This is a genomic window from Nonomuraea sp. NPDC003754 (genome assembly GCF_053605785.1).
In genome coordinates this window covers 273,719-288,017 of sequence record NZ_JBSGJX010000005.1, presented here as the reverse complement: position 1 = coordinate 288,017, position 14,299 = coordinate 273,719, and the positions used below count along the sequence as shown (strand labels likewise).

Sequence of the window (14,299 nt, the reverse complement as noted above, 5' to 3'; positions counted from 1 at the left end):
TCAGTCGGCGAGGGGCGGGAGGGCGGCGACGGCCTCCTCGCGGGTCGTGCCGGTCGCCTGGAGCAGGTCGATGACGATCGACCGGAATTGCGCGACCAGCACCCCGGCCGTGAACCCTTCGCTGTCTCCCGTGGGCGCCGCCGCCACCCGGACAAGGGCCTGCCGCGCTTTCAGCGCGTCGCGGCCCGAGGCAAGCTCGTCGCACAGCAGCCGGACGGCGGCCGCCAGGGCGCGCAGCGCGCCGGGCAGCCAGTCCGGGACGGCCAGGCCCTGGTCGAGGGCGACCAGCGCGCGGCGGGCCAGGACGCGGGCGTTGCGCAGGGCGTGGTCGACGGGCGTGGCCGCGGTCTCGTACCTCCGCAGCAGCTCCCGCCGCCGCCTGCGGCCCAGCGGGGAGATCACGGTGATCTCCCTGCTGGTCTGCAGGGCCTCGGCGAACAGTTCGACCGACTTCTGGGTGCCGCGCGCCTCCTCGAGCGCCGCCGCCGCCAGGTCGGGGTCCGACTTCTCCAGCGCCTCGGCGGTGTCGTCGAGCGCCGCGGCCAGCGCGTCCAGGGCCGCGGCGGCGTGCCGGTGCACGATGGTGGTGGTGCTGGGCGGCATCAGCGCCACCGCCGCGATGCCGAGGACGCCGCCGAGCAGGGCGTCCACCATCCGGTCCAGGCCGCCGGTGCCGGAGGGCGGCAGCAGGGTGGCGACGAGCACGGCCGACGAGCCCGCCTGCAGCACGATCAGTGAACCGCTGTCCAGGAGCACCGCCACCACCATGGCCAGCGCGACGACGAGGGCGATCTGCCACGGCCCCGACCCGATCCGGGAGATCAGCAGGTCGCCCACGCCGACGCCGAGCCCGACGCCGACCACCAGTTCGGCCACCCGGCGCAGCCGGGCGCCGAGCCCGACGCCGATGCAGAGCACCACGGCGATCGGCGCGAAGAACGGGCGCGCGTGGCCGAGCAGGTCCTTGGCCACCAGCCAGGCCACCGCGGCCGCCAGCGCGCACTGGATGATCGAGGGCGCCATGAGGCCGAGCCGGTCCATCCGCCCCCGCAGGTCGAGTCTCACGGCGCCAGCATGCCCGCAAAATATGACAAAGCGGTTACCTGGGGAAGCCTGCAGCCGCTGAACGCTCGCTGTCAGCCCTCGGGCCGGCTCCCGTCGGGGAACTCGCCCGTGCCGCTCTCGCCCAGCACCACCTGGTCGCGGTCGTTCAGGCCCGCTTCGATCTGCACGTACTGGTCGCCGCCCACCCCGACCGGCTGCTCCCGCCGGCCCGTGGCCGACGACCTGCTCCTGCTGGCCAGGCTGGACCAGCGCCGCCCGCTCGACCGGCGGCCGGTCGACCTGCTCAGCCTGGCGACGGGCGCGGTGATCGACGCCAGGGCCGGACGGCACGCCGTTCACCGTGCGGGTCGGGGTGACGGGAGGGCAGGCCGTGGTCGAGGTCGCCGACGAGGGCCCGGGCCTGCCCGGTGACGCCCTGGAGCGGGTCTTCGAACGCTTCTACCGCGCCGACCCCGCCCGGGGGTCTCGACTCCGGCGGCAACGGGCTCGGCCTGTCGATCGCCGCGGCGCTGACGGAGGCGCACGGTGGCACGATCAGCGCCGCCTCGCCGCCGGGCGGGGGCGCGCTGTTCCGGATCGGGCTGCCGGTCTACTCCAGCAGCTCCTCCAGCGCCCCCGCGGGCAGGTAGGGGGAGTAGAAGTCGCTGAGCGCCTGCCGGGCCAGCCGCGCGGCCAGCGGGCCATCGCCCGTGCGGACGGCGGCCAGCGCCTCCTCGTGATGGGTGATGCTGCGCAGCCGCTGCTCCGGCGCCCTGATCTTGTCGGCGATGAGGTCGAGCACGATGGAGCGGACCACGTCGCTGCAGATCTGGATCAGCTTGTTGCCGCTGGCCCGCGCCACGGCGTCGTGGAAGTCGACGTCGGCGGCGCTGAACGACTCGTAGCCGTCGGCGGCCCGCATGCGGGCGACCGCCTCGTCCATCTCCGCCAGCTGCGCAGGGGTGCGCAGCCTGGCGGCCAGCAGGTAGGCCGCGCCCTCCAGCACCATCCGGAACTGCACCAGTTCGGCGAGCGACAGCTCCTCCACCCTCGCCAGGGTGGTCATCGACTTGTGCAGCGCGGCCGGGGTGAACGGCAGGACCTCGGCGCCGTTCGGGTCGCCGGGACGCGACCTGACCAGGCCGCGCGCCTGCAGCACGCGCAACGCCTCGCGCACGGTCGACCGGCTGACCGAGAACTGCACCATCAGCTCCCGCTCGCTGGGCAGCCGCTCGCCCGGCCGCAGCTCACCGCGCTCGACGGCGTGCTCGACCTGCTCGACGACACGCTCGTACGCGCGCACGGTTCGCACGGGCTCGAACTGAGGTCCGCCCATCAGCGCCCCCTCTTGACCGAAAAGTCCTGGGCTGGCAGTGTGCGTAGCCTACTGGTCAGACCAGTGCACTAGCCAGGAGGCTTGAGGCATGAGGCGCATCGGCATCTGGGTCGCCCTCGGCGGGCTCCTTCTCAGCACGGCATGCGGCGGCGGTGGCGGCGACGGCGCGGGCGACCGTGGCGCCGGGCCGGTGAGCTCGCAGCCCTCCACCCTGGCCGTCGGCTTCGTCGCCGAACCGGCCAACCTCGACTTCACCGCCACCGAGGGCGCGGCGATCCCGCAGGCGCTGCTGGTCAACGTCTACGAGGGCCTGGTCAAGCTCGACCAGGACGGCAGGATCCAGCCGCTGCTGGCCGAGAAATGGGACGTCTCGTCCGACCGCAGGACCTACACCTTCACCCTCCGCAAGGGCGTGACCTTCACCAACGGTGCCCCCTTCACCGCCGACGACGTGATCTTCTCCATCGACAGGGTCAAGTCCGACTGGAAGCTGAAGATCAAGACCCAGATGGACGTCGTCGACACGGTGGAGAAGAAGGACGACCACACCGCCGTCGTCACGCTCAAGCGGCCGAGCAACGGCTGGATGTACGCCATGGCCACCAGACTCGGCGCGATGTTCAGCCGCACCGGCGTCGCCGACCTGGCCAACAAGCCCGTCGGCACCGGCCCCTACCAGCTCGGCTCGTGGCGGCGCGGCGACTCCATCCAGCTCGTCGCCAACGACACGTACTGGGGTCCCAAGCCGCAGGTCTCCCGGATCACCCTGAAGTACTTCAAGGACGCCACGGCGATGAACAACGCGCTGCTCACCGGCGGCATCGACGTCATCTCCGCCGTCCAGGCGCCCGAGTCGCTCGCCCAGTTCGCCGACCCCAACCGCTTCCAGGTCGTCGAGGGCACCACCAACGGCGAGGTCGTGCTGTCGATGAACAACGCCCGCCCGCCCTTCAACGACAAGAAGGTACGGCAGGCCGTCCGCCACGCCATCGACCACAAGGCCCTGCTCGACACCGCGTGGGCGGGACGCGGCCAGCTGATCGGCAGCATGGTGCCGCCCACCGACCCCTGGTACGAGGACAGGACCGGCGACTACCCCTACGACGTGGCCAAGGCCAAGGCGCTGCTCGGCGGCAGGACCTACACGGTGAAGATGCGCATCCCCAACCTGCCGTACGCGGTCGCCGCCGCGCAGGTGGTCAAGTCGCAGCTGGCCCAGGTCGGCATCACCGCCGAGATCGACCCGCTGGAGTTCCCCGCCCGCTGGCTGGACGTGGTGTTCAAGCAGGGCGACTACGACATGTCCATCATCAACCACGTCGAACCCCGCGACCTGGGTATCTTCGCCGACAAGTCCTACTACTTCCACTACGACAACCCAGCGTACGGCGCGCTCCTCGCCTCGGCCGACGAAGGGTCGGAGCAGCAGCAGGTGGACGACCTGAAGAAGGCCGCCAAGCTGCTGTCCGAGGACGCCGCGGCCGACTGGCTCTTCCTGTTCCCCAACCTCATCGTGGCCAAGAAGAACATCACCACCGGCCTGCCGAAGAACGCCATCGCCGAGTCCTTCGACTTCACGGGTCTCACCAAGCAGTGATCTGGTTCCTGGTCAGGCGGGTCGCGGTACTCCTCGCGAGCACCGCGGCCGCCGGTGTGGTCGTCTTCGCCTTCATGGCGCTGCTGCCCGGCGACCCGGCGGAGGTCGCCCTGGGCGTCAACGCCACGCCGGAGGCCGTCGCGGAGCTGCGCAGGCAGTTCGGCACGGACCGGCCCGCGCTCGCCCAGTTCTCCGACTGGGTGAGCGGGCTGGCCACCGGCGACTTCGGCACCTCCTACGTCACCAGCTCGCCGATCGGGCCGCAGATCGCCGACCGGCTCGGCGTCACGCTCGCGCTGGTGCTCGGCGGCATGGTGATCGCGCTGCTCGTCGCCGTCCCCGCCGGCACCTTCGCCGCCGTCCACCACCGCAACCCTCTCGGCGCCGCCATCAGCGCGGTCAGCCAGGTCGGCGTCGCCGTCCCCGCCTTCCTGGCCGGCATCCTGCTGGTGTTCGTCTTCGCGGTGCAGGCCCAGGCGCTGCCCTCGGGCGGCTACGTCCCCTTCGCCGAGGACCCCTCGCTGTGGTTCCGGTCGCTGCTGCTGCCGTGGCTGTCGCTCGGGCTGGTCCAGGGCGCCCTGCTCACCCGCTACGTCCGCAGCGCCGTCCTCGACGTGATGCGCGAGGACTACCTGCGCACCGCCCGCGCCAAGGGCAGAGGGCGGATGGGCGCGCTGTGGCGGCACGGGCTGCGCAACGCTGCCATCCCCGTCGTCACCGTGCTCGGGCTCCAGCTGGCCACCCTGCTCATCGGAGCGGTCGTGGTCGAGCGGGTCTTCGTCATCCCCGGCCTGGGCGACCTGCTGCTGAACGGCGTCGCCCAGCGCGACCTGCTGCTCGTGCAGGGAGTGGTCATGCTGCTCGTCGTGGCCGTCCTGCTGGTCAACTTCGTGGTCGACCTCGCCTACGCCGTACTCGATCCGAGGTTGCGATGAGAGGAAACCTGATCACCGGGGCCGTCCTGGTCGGGCTCACGGTCCTGGCCGCGCTGGTGTCGTTCGCGTGGACGCCGCACGACCCGACGCTGGTGGACGCCGCGCACCGGCTGGCCCCGCCGGGCGGCGACTATCTGCTCGGCACCGACAAGTTCGGCCGCGACACCCTCAGCCAGCTCATGGTCGGCGCGCGCACCACGCTCTACGTGGGCATCGTCGCGGTCGGCATCGCCGCGCTCGTCGGCACGCCGCTGGGCATGGTCGCCGGCATGACCCCTCGCGGCTGGCTGTCCGACCTGATCATGCGGGTGAACGACCTCGTCTTCGCCTTCCCCGCGCTGCTGCTGGCCGTCATGCTCGGGGCCGTCTACGGAGCCGGCACCCTCACCGCCATGATCGCGATCGGCATCGCCACCGTGCCGGCCTTCGCCCGCGTCGCCCGCGCCGCCACCATGCAGGTCATGGTCACCGACTACATCCTCGCCGCGCGCTCCGCCGGGCGGCGCCGCCTCGCCATCGCCGGCCGCCACGTGCTGCCGAACATCGGCTCGATGCTCATCGTGCAGGCGTCGGTGTCCTTCGCCATCGCCATCCTGGCCGAGGCGGCGCTGTCGTTCCTCGGGTTCGGCACCAGGCCGCCGACCCCCTCGTGGGGCCGCATGCTGCAGGAGGCCCAGGAACTGCTGTTCTCCACGCCGCGCCTGGCGCTGTGGCCAGGCCTGGCCATCGCGCTGGCCGTCCTCGGCTTCAACCTGCTCGGCGACGGGCTGCGCGACCACCTCGACCCCAAGCTCAGGAGGATCGGTGCTGAGCGTTGAGGGCCTGACCGTCCGTGCCGGCGACCTGGAACTGGTGCGGCAGGTGTCCTTCGACATCGCCCCCGGCGAGCGGGTGGGCCTGATCGGCGAGTCAGGCTCGGGCAAGTCGCTGACCGCGCTGTCGCTGATGGGCCTGCTGCCCGAGGGCGTCACCGCCACCGGGACGGCCGTCCTCGAGGACCGCCCGCTGGTCGGCGTCCCCGACAGGCGGGTCAGGAACCTGCGCGGCCGCGTGGTGTCCATGGTCTTCCAGGAGCCGATGACCGCGCTCAACCCCACCATGCGCGTCGGCGCGCAGGTCCGCGAGGTCATGACCCTGCACGGCAGGCCGCGCGCCGAGGCCCGGGCCCGCGCCCTCGACCTGCTGCGCCGCGTGGGCGTCGAGGCCCCCCGCGCCTACCCGCACCAGCTGTCCGGCGGCCAGCGCCAGCGCGTCATGCTCGCCATCGCCCTGGCCAACGAGCCCTCGCTGCTCATCTGCGACGAACCCACCACCGCGCTCGACGTCACCGTGCAGAAGCAGATGCTGGAGCTGATCGCCGAGCTCGCCCCCGCCGTCCTGTTCATCACCCACGACCTGGCCGTCGTCGCCTCCGTCTGCTCGCGGGTCCTGGTCATGTACGGCGGGCGCGTCGTCGAGAGCGGCCCCATCAGGGAGGTGTTCACCGACCCCCGCCACCGCTACACCGAGGGCCTCATCGCCGCCTCCAGGCTCACTCCCCGCGGCACCCGCCTGCCCACGATCAACGGCAGCGTGCCCGCCGCAGGCGAGTTCCCCGACGGCTGCGTCTTCAGGAACAGGTGCGCGCACGCCCTGCCGACGTGCGCGCAGGAGCCCACGCTGGAAGGGAACGGCCATGCCTACGCCTGCTGGCACCCCCGTGATTGAGGCCCGCGACCTCACCAAGGTCTACCGCACCTCGCTGTTCAAGCCCGAGGTGCACGCCCTGCGCGGCGTGTCCCTCGACGTACGGCGGGGCGACCGGTTCGGCATCGTCGGCGAGTCCGGCTCGGGCAAGTCGACGCTGCTGCGCCTGCTGTGCGGGCTGGACCGGCCGACCAGCGGCTCGATCACCTTCGAGGGCCGGCAGATCGTCGGCCGCCGCGAGCGTGACCTGCGCTTCCTGCGCGACGACCTGCAGATCGTCTTCCAGGACCCGATGAGCTCGCTCGACCCCAGGATGAGGGTCCGCGACATCATCGCCGAACCGCTCGTCGCCCTCGGCCGCCCCGTCGAGGGACGCGTCGCCGCCCTCCTGGAGGAGGTCGGCCTGCCCGCCTCGGCCGCCGACCGCTACCCCCACCAGTTCTCCGGCGGACAGCGCCAGCGCATCGCCATCGCCCGCGCCCTGGCCCCCCGGCCCAAGGTGCTGGTGGCCGACGAGCCCGTCAGCGCCCTCGACGTGTCCGTCCGCGGCCAGATCCTCAACCTGCTGGCCGACCTCATCGACACGCACGGGCTCACCCTGATCTTCGTGTCGCACGACCTGTCCGTCGTGCGGCACGTCTGCGAGAGCGTCGCGGTCATGCACGGCGGCACCGTGGTCGAGCGCGGCCTGGTCGACGAGGTCTGGGCCGCCCCGCGGCACGACTACACGCGGACGCTGCTGCAGGCCGTACCCACCTTGGAGGGACTGCTGTGATCGAGATCGATGCCCGGGGAGTCGTGGAGTTCACCCAGCGGCTGGTGCGCATCCCCAGCACCAACGACCCGGCCAGAGGGCGCAACGAGCTGCCGGCGGCCGAGCTGGTGGCCGCCAGGATGCGGGAATGGGGCTGGGACGTCGTCGTCGACGAGGCGGCGCCCGGGCGGCCGAACGTGGTGGGCATCGTCGAGGGCGGCGGCGGCGCGGGCCCGACGCTGATGTTCGAGGGCCACACCGACGTGGTGACCGAGGGCGACCTGTCGGAGTGGACGGTGGACCCGTTCGGCGGGGAGATCCGTGACGGCAGGCTGTGGGGGAGGGGCAGCGCCGACATGAAGTCGGGACTCGCCGCGGTGCTGTACGCCACCCGGGCGGTGCAGCTGGCCGGGCCGTTCCCCGGACGGATCAAGGTGTGCGCGCTGGCCGACGAGGAAGGGTTGATGATCGGCGCGCACCGCTTCGTCGGCTCCGAGCTGTCCGCCGACGTGGACGCGGCCATCGTCGCCGAGCCGGAGGCGGGCGAGATCTGCGCCGTCGCCAAGGGCGCGCTGCGGCTGCGGATCGACTTCACCGGCAAGATGGCCCACGGCGCGATGCCGCAGCACGGACGCAATCCCATCCAGGCGGTGGGCGCGCTGCTGGTCGCCCTGCGCTCCTACCAGGACGCGCTCCAGTCCGCCCATCCGGCGCACGAGCACCTCGGCGAGGTCTACGTCACCCCGACGGTCGTCCAGGCGGGCTCGCAGGAGCAGGTCAACGTCATCCCGGCCACCGCCTCCGTCTTCGTCGACGTACGGACCGTCCCTGGGCTCGCGCACAAGGAGGTGGCCGACAGGGTGGAGGAACTGGCCGCCTTCGACGGCGTCGAGGCGAAGGTCACGATCCTGGTCGACCGGCCTCCCGTGGACGTGCCGGTCACCCACCCCGTCGTGACCGCCCTCGCCGCCGCGCACACGGCGGTCACGGGGCAGGAGCCGGTGTACGGCGGCGTGCCGGGCTCCACCGACGGCACCGTGCTCACGCACTGGGGCGGCATCCCGTCGGTGGTCTACGGCCCCGGCGGCAAGTGGATCGCCCACCAGGCCGACGAGTACGTCGAGGTCGAGGAGATCGTCCGCTGCACCCGCGTCTTCGCCGAGGCGGCGCGGATCTTCCTGTCCGGCGGCGCGGCGTGACCGGCCGCACCGGCCACGCCTGGAGCGTCCCGATGCGGCCGGGGCCCACGAACTCGATGGCCGACGTCGCCGGGCTCAGGGTCGGGCACGCCCAGCGGGTCGGCGAGGGGTACCTGACCGGGGTGAGCGTCGTCGTGGCTCCGCCCGAGGGGGCAGTGGCGGGCGTCGACGTGCGAGGCGCGGCGCCCGGCACCCGCGAGACCGAGCTGCTCGACCCGCGCAACCTGGTCGAGCGCGTCCACGCGATCGTCCTGACCGGCGGGAGCGCCTTCGGCCTGAGCGCCGCCTGCGGTGTCATGCAGCGCCTGGCCGACGAGGGGATCGGCTTCCCGGTGGCGGGCGGCGTCGTCCCGATCGTGCCCTCGGCGGTCATCTACGACCTGGGGCGCGGCGGCGGCTTCCGCGCCACACCGGACGGCGAGCTGGGCGCCGCCGCCTACGACGCCGCCGTCGCCGCCACGCCGTCCGCCTCCGCCTCGTCCGTCTCCGCCACGTTCGCCCCGGCCGCGGCCGCTCCGGCGCGCAACGGGTCCATCGGGGCGGGCACCGGCGCGGTGGCGGGCGGGCTGGCCGGCGGCGTCGGGACGGCGAGCGCCGTCCTGCCCTCGGGCGTCACCGTGGCCGCCCTCGCCGTCGTCAACGCCGCCGGATCCGTCCTCGACCCCGGCAGCGGCCTGCTGTCGGGCACCAGGTACGGCCTGGCCGGCGAGTTCGGCGACATCGGCGAGCCCGACCTCGACGAGGTCACCCGCTGGCAGCCGGTGAAGGCGCCGTCGTTCAACACCACGATCGGCGTCGTGGCCACCGACCTCACGCTGTCCAAGGCCCAGTGCGGCAAGCTGGCCGGAGTGGCCCACGACGGTCTGGCCAGGGCGATCAGGCCCGCGCACACGATGGTCGACGGCGACACCGTCTTCGCGATGTCCACCCGCGGCCGGCCCGGCGCCGACACCGAGCTGCACGACGTGCTGGCCGCCGGGGCCGACGTGTTCAGCAGGGCGATCGCGCACGCCGTCCTGCACGCGACGGGCAGGGAGGGCGCGCCCGCGTACCTGGATGTGTTCCCGAGCGCGCGCAAGCGAGGATGAGGGGGTCGGACATGACCGAGGGGCTTCCGATCGGAGACGGGTGGGTGCCGGTGGCCGACAGCGCCCCGGTCGTCTTCCCCTACGACGGCACGACGGTGGCGCACGCGCCCGTCGGCACCGTGGCGCTGGCCGGAAGAGCCGTCGACGAGGCGCTCGCCGTGGCGCCCGCGATGGCGCGCACGCCCTCGCACGCCCGCCGCGCCGCGCTGCTCGGGGCGCACGACGCGCTGGCGGCGCGCAGGGCGGAGTTCGAGCGGCTGCTGGTGCTGGAGACCGGCAAACCGCTGGTCGACTGCCGGGTCGAGGTCGCCAGGACGCTGGTCACGCTGGCCACCGCGGCCGAGGAGGTGGCCAGGCTGCACGGTGAGACCGTGCCGATGGACCTGCTGCCCGCGGGCGAAGGGCTGGTCGGGTTCTGGACCAGGCGGCCGATCGGGGTGGTGGTCGGGATCACCGGCTTCAACTATCCCCTCCTGCTGGCCGCGCACAAGATCGCACCGGCGGTGGCGGCGGGCTGCCCGGTGATCGTGAAGCCGGCCCCCTCGACGCCGCTGGCGACGCTCGGGCTGGTTGAGCTGCTGCGCTCGACCGGCGCGCTGCCGGCCGCCGCCGTCCAGCTGGTCACCGGCGACGTCGAGGTCGGCAGGGCGCTGGTGGAGGACCGGCGGATCGGCGCGGTCTCCTTCACCGGGTCGGCCGCGGCCGGGCACGCCATCGCGCGCAACGCCGCGCCCACCAAGGTGCTCCTCGAGCTGGGATCGAACGCAGCGCTCGTCGTGGCGGCCGACGCCGACTTGGCGGCCGCGGCCGACGCGGTGGTCAGGGGCGGCTACTACGCCTCGGGGCAGGCCTGCATCTCGGTCCAGCGGGTCGTCGTCGAGCAGAGCGTGCGGGCGGAGTTCCTCGACCTGCTGGCCGCGCGGATGAAGGACGTCGTGGTCGGCGACCCGCGCTCGCCGGAGACCAGGGTGGCGGCGCTGATCGACGAGCGGTCCACCTCGCGCGTGCTGTCGTGGGTGGAGGAGGCCGTGGCGGCCGGGGCCGAACTGGTCACGGGCGGGACGCGTGAGGGCACGGCGATCGCGCCGGCCGTGCTGGCCGACGTGCCCGACGGGGTGGCCGCGTGGGACGAGGAGATCTTCGGGCCCGTGGTGTGCGTGCGGACCGTGAACGGCATCGAGGAGGCCTTCGAGACCGTCAACAGGTCCCGGTACGGCCTGCACCTGTCGGTCTTCACCAGGTCGCTGGCGACGGCGTTCGCGGCGATCGAGCGGCTGGAGGCGGGCGGGGTCGTGGTGAACGAGGTGCCGGGCTTCCGGGCCGACAACATGCCGTACGGAGGGGTGAAGGACTCGGGCGCCGGGCGCGAGGGGCCGCGCTTCGCCATCGAGGAGTTCACGGTGACCCGGATGGCCATCATCCGGCCGTGACCGCTCCCACGGCCGGTCCTGGACGTGAAGATAGTTTTCCCGTTTGATGGTGATCGTGGCGAATATCTCGCGCAGGACCGTCATCAAGGGCGCGGCGCTCGCCCCCGCGCTTCCCATCGACGCTGTGACGGCCGGCCCGGACGTGCCGGCCGTCACGGACGTGCCCGCGGACCTCGAGCAGCGGGCGATGGCCATGGACCCGCCGGTGTTCCTGCTGGAGTCGGCCGTCCCCCCGCACGTCAGCGGCGACGGCCTGTCCATCGCCGGCCAGGTCGCCGTCTGCGGGAAGCACTCCCTGCGCTGGGACCACGCCGAACGCGCCGTCATCACCGTGCGCGCCCCGCTCAGGTGGGCGCCCGACCCCTACCGGCTCGGCGACGACCAGGCCTGGCAGGGACTGGTCGACGCCTTCTGCGTGTGGATCCACAACGACACCCCCGTCGACGACGTCGTGCGGTTCGAGTTCGGCCGGGGCGACCGGACGGACGTGTGGTTCGAGTTCCACCTGAACTACTCGGGCTGGCGCACGGCGTGGGTGCGTTACGCCTACGACATGCACGGCAGGCCCAGATCCGACATGGACACGCTGCGGATCGTGGCGCCCGGCCGTACCGGACGGCTGCATCTCGACCAGCTCATGCTCAACGTGCCGCTGCGGCCCGACGCGCCGTGCCGCGACCACCAGCTGCCCGACATCGCCCCCGAGGGCGACGAGTACGACAACCAGCACTGGCAGGCCCTCCACCTGTTCGACCGGCTGCTGTCAACCCGGAAGCCGCAGGTGCGCCCCCCGACGCGGGAGGAGAGCGCCGACCTGCGCGCGCTGGTCACCCGCTACCACGACGAGTACCTGATCGCCCAGGTCAAGCCCGACCTGGCCGCCCTCACCGCGCAGGCCGACGCGCTCACGGGCCGTCCCGTGCACGCCTACCAGTCGCAGATCTACCCCGCCGAGATCGCCGCCGAGCTGAAGGCGTTCGTCGACCCCGTCACCCTGCGCGCCTGCACCGACCTCATGAAGACCATCGCGCAGGGACACCAGGCCAGCCCGCCCGACCGGCCCGCGCTGGCCGCCCTCTACCTCAGGATCGTCGACCACCTGCGCGAGCAGGGGTGGACGCGCGGCAGCTGCCAGGGCACGATCCACCACCTCGGCTACGACGTGCGCGGCTACTACGACTCCGTCTACCTCATGCGCGACGCGCTGCGCGAGGCCGGCTGGTTCGAGCAGGTCCGCGCCGACCTCGACTGGCTGACCGGCCTCGGCAGGATCTTCCGCGGCTGGAAGCACCGCATGGCCCACGGCTCGATCATGGACCTGTTCAACACCACCGTCCGCGGCATGCTGGCCGCGGTGCTCCTGCGTGACACCGAGGCCGAACAGGTCGCCTACCTCAAGGCCCTGCGCGACTGGCTCGACACCGCCCTGCTGCCCACCGACGGCATCCAGGACGGCATCAAGATCGACGGCACCGCCTTCCACCACGTCGGCTTCTTCCCCGACTACGTCCGCGACGGGTTCACCGGCCTGGCCCCGCTGGTCTACCTCATGCACGGCGGCGCCTTCGCGCTCTCCTCCGAGGCGTCCGGCTGGCTGAAGAAGGCCCTGCTGGCGCAGCGCGTCTACGCCGGACGGACGCAGTGGCCGATCTCCATCAGCGGCCGCAACCCCGGCGGCACCACCGCCCTGTCCATCGTGCCCTTCCAATGGCTGGCCCAGATCGACGACGAGATCGGCGCCGCCTTCCTGCGGCTGCTGCCGTCCTCGCCCACGCCGCAGCAGCAGGAGATCGCCGGCAGGCTCGCCGCCAGGGGCGTCACCGCCGAGCCTGCGCCGAGCGGGAACTGGGCGCTCAACTACGCCGCGCTCAGCGTCCACCGCCGCGGCGAGTGGCAGGTCACCGTGCGCGGCCACAACCGCTACCTGTGGTCCACCGAGATCTACGTCGGCGCCAACTGGTACGGCAGGTACAACACCTACGGCCAGATCCAGGTCGTGCACCGCGGCACCAACCTCGACAGCGGCTACGCCCAGCCCGGCTACGACTGGAACCGCAGGCCCGGCACCACCACCATCCACAAACCCCTCGACGCGCTCAAGGGCGACCTCACCGGCGCGATCGAGGAGATGCTGCTCACCGACTCCCGGTTCGGCGGATCCTGCGCCATCGACGGGCAGCACGGGATGTTCGCCATGGACCTCCACGAACACCCCAAGTACGAAGGCACCCACCGGGCCAGGAAATCGGTGTTCCTGTTCGACGACCGCATCGTGGCCCTCGGCACCGGCATCGCCAACGCCGACAGCGGACACGAGACCGAGACCACCCTCTTCCAGACCACCAGGACCGGCCGCGTCGTCATGGACGGGACCGACGTCCCCTTCCCCTACGAGCGGCTCGACCTCTCACCGCGCTGGCTGCTCGACGACAAGAACATCGGCTACTACCTCGCCTCCGGCCAGCGCGTCGGCCTGACCCGCGCCACCCAGGCCTCCCGCCACAACGCCACCGAGGCGCCGACCGGCGGCGCCTTCTCCACCGCCTGGATCAGGCACGGCGCCGCGCCCCGCGACGGCTCCTACGAGTACGCCATGGTCGTCGACACCACCGCCGAGCGGATGGCGGCCTTCGCGGCCGACGTGCCGTACACGGTGGTCCGGGCCGACGCCGCCGCGCACGTCGTCGCCGACCGCGCCACCGGCGTCACCGGCTACGCGGTCTTCGAGCGGGTACGGCTGGCCGGCCGGGTGCTCGCCGTCGACACCCCGTCGCTGCTCATGACCCGCCAGGACGGTGCCGACCTCGTCCTCGCGGTGGCCGATCCCGACCTGCGCCTCTACAACGGCATCGACCCCGACCAGTACGAGCGGGGCCGGTACGTCGGCCACTACAGCCCCTGGTCGCGGCCGTGGCTGACCAGCCCGAGCCACCCCCACCTGCTGCGGGTGACGCTCGCGGGACGGTGGCGGCGCGCGGAGGGGCGGTGCCGGGCACGGATCACCGGGGACCGGACCGTCGTCGAGTTCGAGACGGTCCACGGCATCCCGATCCAGGTCCGCCTCACCCCGTCGACGTGACGCCTCCGTCCGGCCGTGGCCCCACCTGACCACCGGCGTCCCAGCCCTGCGCTCCGGGCCGCGGCTCGCGCTTCGGCCCGGGCGTCCAGGGCCGTCAGGTTCCACGGCTGGTCGGCGCGGACGGGCCGCGCCGCCGAGCGGATTGCACGTA

General features: G+C 72.7%; 12 protein-coding genes and 1 pseudogene. 11 read left to right on the top strand and 2 right to left on the bottom strand.

The genetic code is table 11. The annotated features are described in order from the left end of the window. Positions 1 to 1,065 (bottom strand): FUSC family protein, encoded by a 1,065-nt coding sequence (locus tag ACWEVS_RS09295; RefSeq protein WP_452550759.1) that lies wholly within the window; start codon positions 1,063 to 1,065, stop codon positions 1 to 3. 340 nt (positions 1,066 to 1,405) lie between these two features. Here ACWEVS_RS09295 and ACWEVS_RS09290 point away from each other — a divergent pair. Continuing rightward, positions 1,406 to 1,462: pseudogene (locus ACWEVS_RS09290) on the top strand (hypothetical protein); the annotation flags it as partial. Positions 1,463 to 1,472: 10 nt separating this feature from the next. Further along, positions 1,473 to 1,694, top strand: coding sequence for an ATP-binding protein (locus ACWEVS_RS09285; RefSeq protein WP_452550757.1), 222 nt, complete (start codon positions 1,473 to 1,475; stop codon positions 1,692 to 1,694). On the opposite strand, the gene ACWEVS_RS09280 is transcribed toward ACWEVS_RS09285, so the two are convergent. Next, the gene (locus tag ACWEVS_RS09280) at positions 1,655 to 2,380 is read right to left on the bottom strand and encodes a FadR/GntR family transcriptional regulator (protein WP_452550755.1); all 726 of its coding nucleotides are present in this window, start codon (positions 2,378 to 2,380) and stop codon (positions 1,655 to 1,657) included. The two genes, ACWEVS_RS09285 and ACWEVS_RS09280, sit on opposite strands and share 40 nt — an antisense overlap. Before the next feature lie 88 nt (positions 2,381 to 2,468). Here ACWEVS_RS09280 and ACWEVS_RS09275 point away from each other — a divergent pair, with 88 nt between their 5' ends. The 9 genes from ACWEVS_RS09275 to ACWEVS_RS09235 are packed head-to-tail and all read left to right on the top strand — an operon-like array spanning position 2,469 to position 14,148. Then, positions 2,469 to 3,977, top strand: a complete 1,509-nt coding sequence (locus ACWEVS_RS09275; protein WP_354913421.1) for an ABC transporter substrate-binding protein — start codon at positions 2,469 to 2,471, stop codon at positions 3,975 to 3,977. Then, complete coding sequence (locus tag ACWEVS_RS09270; RefSeq protein ID WP_452550754.1) at positions 3,974 to 4,912, top strand: ABC transporter permease; 939 nt, start codon at positions 3,974 to 3,976, stop codon at positions 4,910 to 4,912. The genes ACWEVS_RS09275 and ACWEVS_RS09270 overlap by 4 nt, the downstream gene beginning before the upstream one ends. After that, positions 4,909 to 5,730 carry an ABC transporter permease gene (locus ACWEVS_RS09265; RefSeq protein ID WP_354913417.1) on the top strand — a complete coding sequence of 274 codons (822 nt, stop codon included), beginning with the start codon at positions 4,909 to 4,911 and terminating at the stop codon, positions 5,728 to 5,730. The genes ACWEVS_RS09270 and ACWEVS_RS09265 overlap by 4 nt, the downstream gene beginning before the upstream one ends. Next, the gene (locus ACWEVS_RS09260) at positions 5,717 to 6,619 is read left to right on the top strand and encodes an ABC transporter ATP-binding protein (protein WP_449922712.1); all 903 of its coding nucleotides are present in this window, start codon (positions 5,717 to 5,719) and stop codon (positions 6,617 to 6,619) included. The genes ACWEVS_RS09265 and ACWEVS_RS09260 overlap by 14 nt, the downstream gene beginning before the upstream one ends. Beyond that, positions 6,588 to 7,373 (top strand): ABC transporter ATP-binding protein, encoded by a 786-nt coding sequence (locus tag ACWEVS_RS09255; RefSeq protein ID WP_354913413.1) that lies wholly within the window; start codon positions 6,588 to 6,590, stop codon positions 7,371 to 7,373. Before ACWEVS_RS09260 ends, ACWEVS_RS09255 begins: the two co-directional genes overlap by 32 nt. Continuing rightward, entirely contained in the window at positions 7,370 to 8,551 is a 1,182-nt protein-coding gene (locus ACWEVS_RS09250) for a M20 family metallopeptidase (RefSeq protein ID WP_452550753.1), read from the top strand. Before ACWEVS_RS09255 ends, ACWEVS_RS09250 begins: the two co-directional genes overlap by 4 nt. Continuing rightward, entirely contained in the window at positions 8,548 to 9,639 is a 1,092-nt protein-coding gene (locus tag ACWEVS_RS09245) for a P1 family peptidase (RefSeq protein WP_452550752.1), read from the top strand. The genes ACWEVS_RS09250 and ACWEVS_RS09245 overlap by 4 nt, the downstream gene beginning before the upstream one ends. Before the next feature lie 11 nt (positions 9,640 to 9,650). Further along, positions 9,651 to 11,069 carry an aldehyde dehydrogenase family protein gene (locus tag ACWEVS_RS09240; protein WP_452550750.1) on the top strand — a complete coding sequence of 473 codons (1,419 nt, stop codon included), beginning with the start codon at positions 9,651 to 9,653 and terminating at the stop codon, positions 11,067 to 11,069. Between the two features lie 55 nt (positions 11,070 to 11,124). Then, the gene (locus tag ACWEVS_RS09235; RefSeq protein ID WP_452550748.1) at positions 11,125 to 14,148 is read left to right on the top strand and encodes a chondroitinase family polysaccharide lyase; all 3,024 of its coding nucleotides are present in this window, start codon (positions 11,125 to 11,127) and stop codon (positions 14,146 to 14,148) included. Positions 14,149 to 14,299: the final 151 nt, after the last annotated feature.

Bases quoted from the DNA above. Each gene is read 5' to 3' on its own strand.
- ACWEVS_RS09280 (WP_452550755.1), bottom strand. From the start codon at position 2,380: ATGGGCGGACCTCAGTTCGAGCCCGTGCGAACCGTGCGCGCGTACGAG.
- ACWEVS_RS09275 (WP_354913421.1), top strand. From the start codon at position 2,469: ATGAGGCGCATCGGCATCTGGGTCGCCCTCGGCGGGCTCCTTCTCAGC.
- ACWEVS_RS09265 (WP_354913417.1), top strand. From the start codon at position 4,909: ATGAGAGGAAACCTGATCACCGGGGCCGTCCTGGTCGGGCTCACGGTC.
- ACWEVS_RS09255 (WP_354913413.1), top strand. From the start codon at position 6,588: ATGCCTACGCCTGCTGGCACCCCCGTGATTGAGGCCCGCGACCTCACC.
- ACWEVS_RS09240 (WP_452550750.1), top strand. From the start codon at position 9,651: ATGACCGAGGGGCTTCCGATCGGAGACGGGTGGGTGCCGGTGGCCGAC.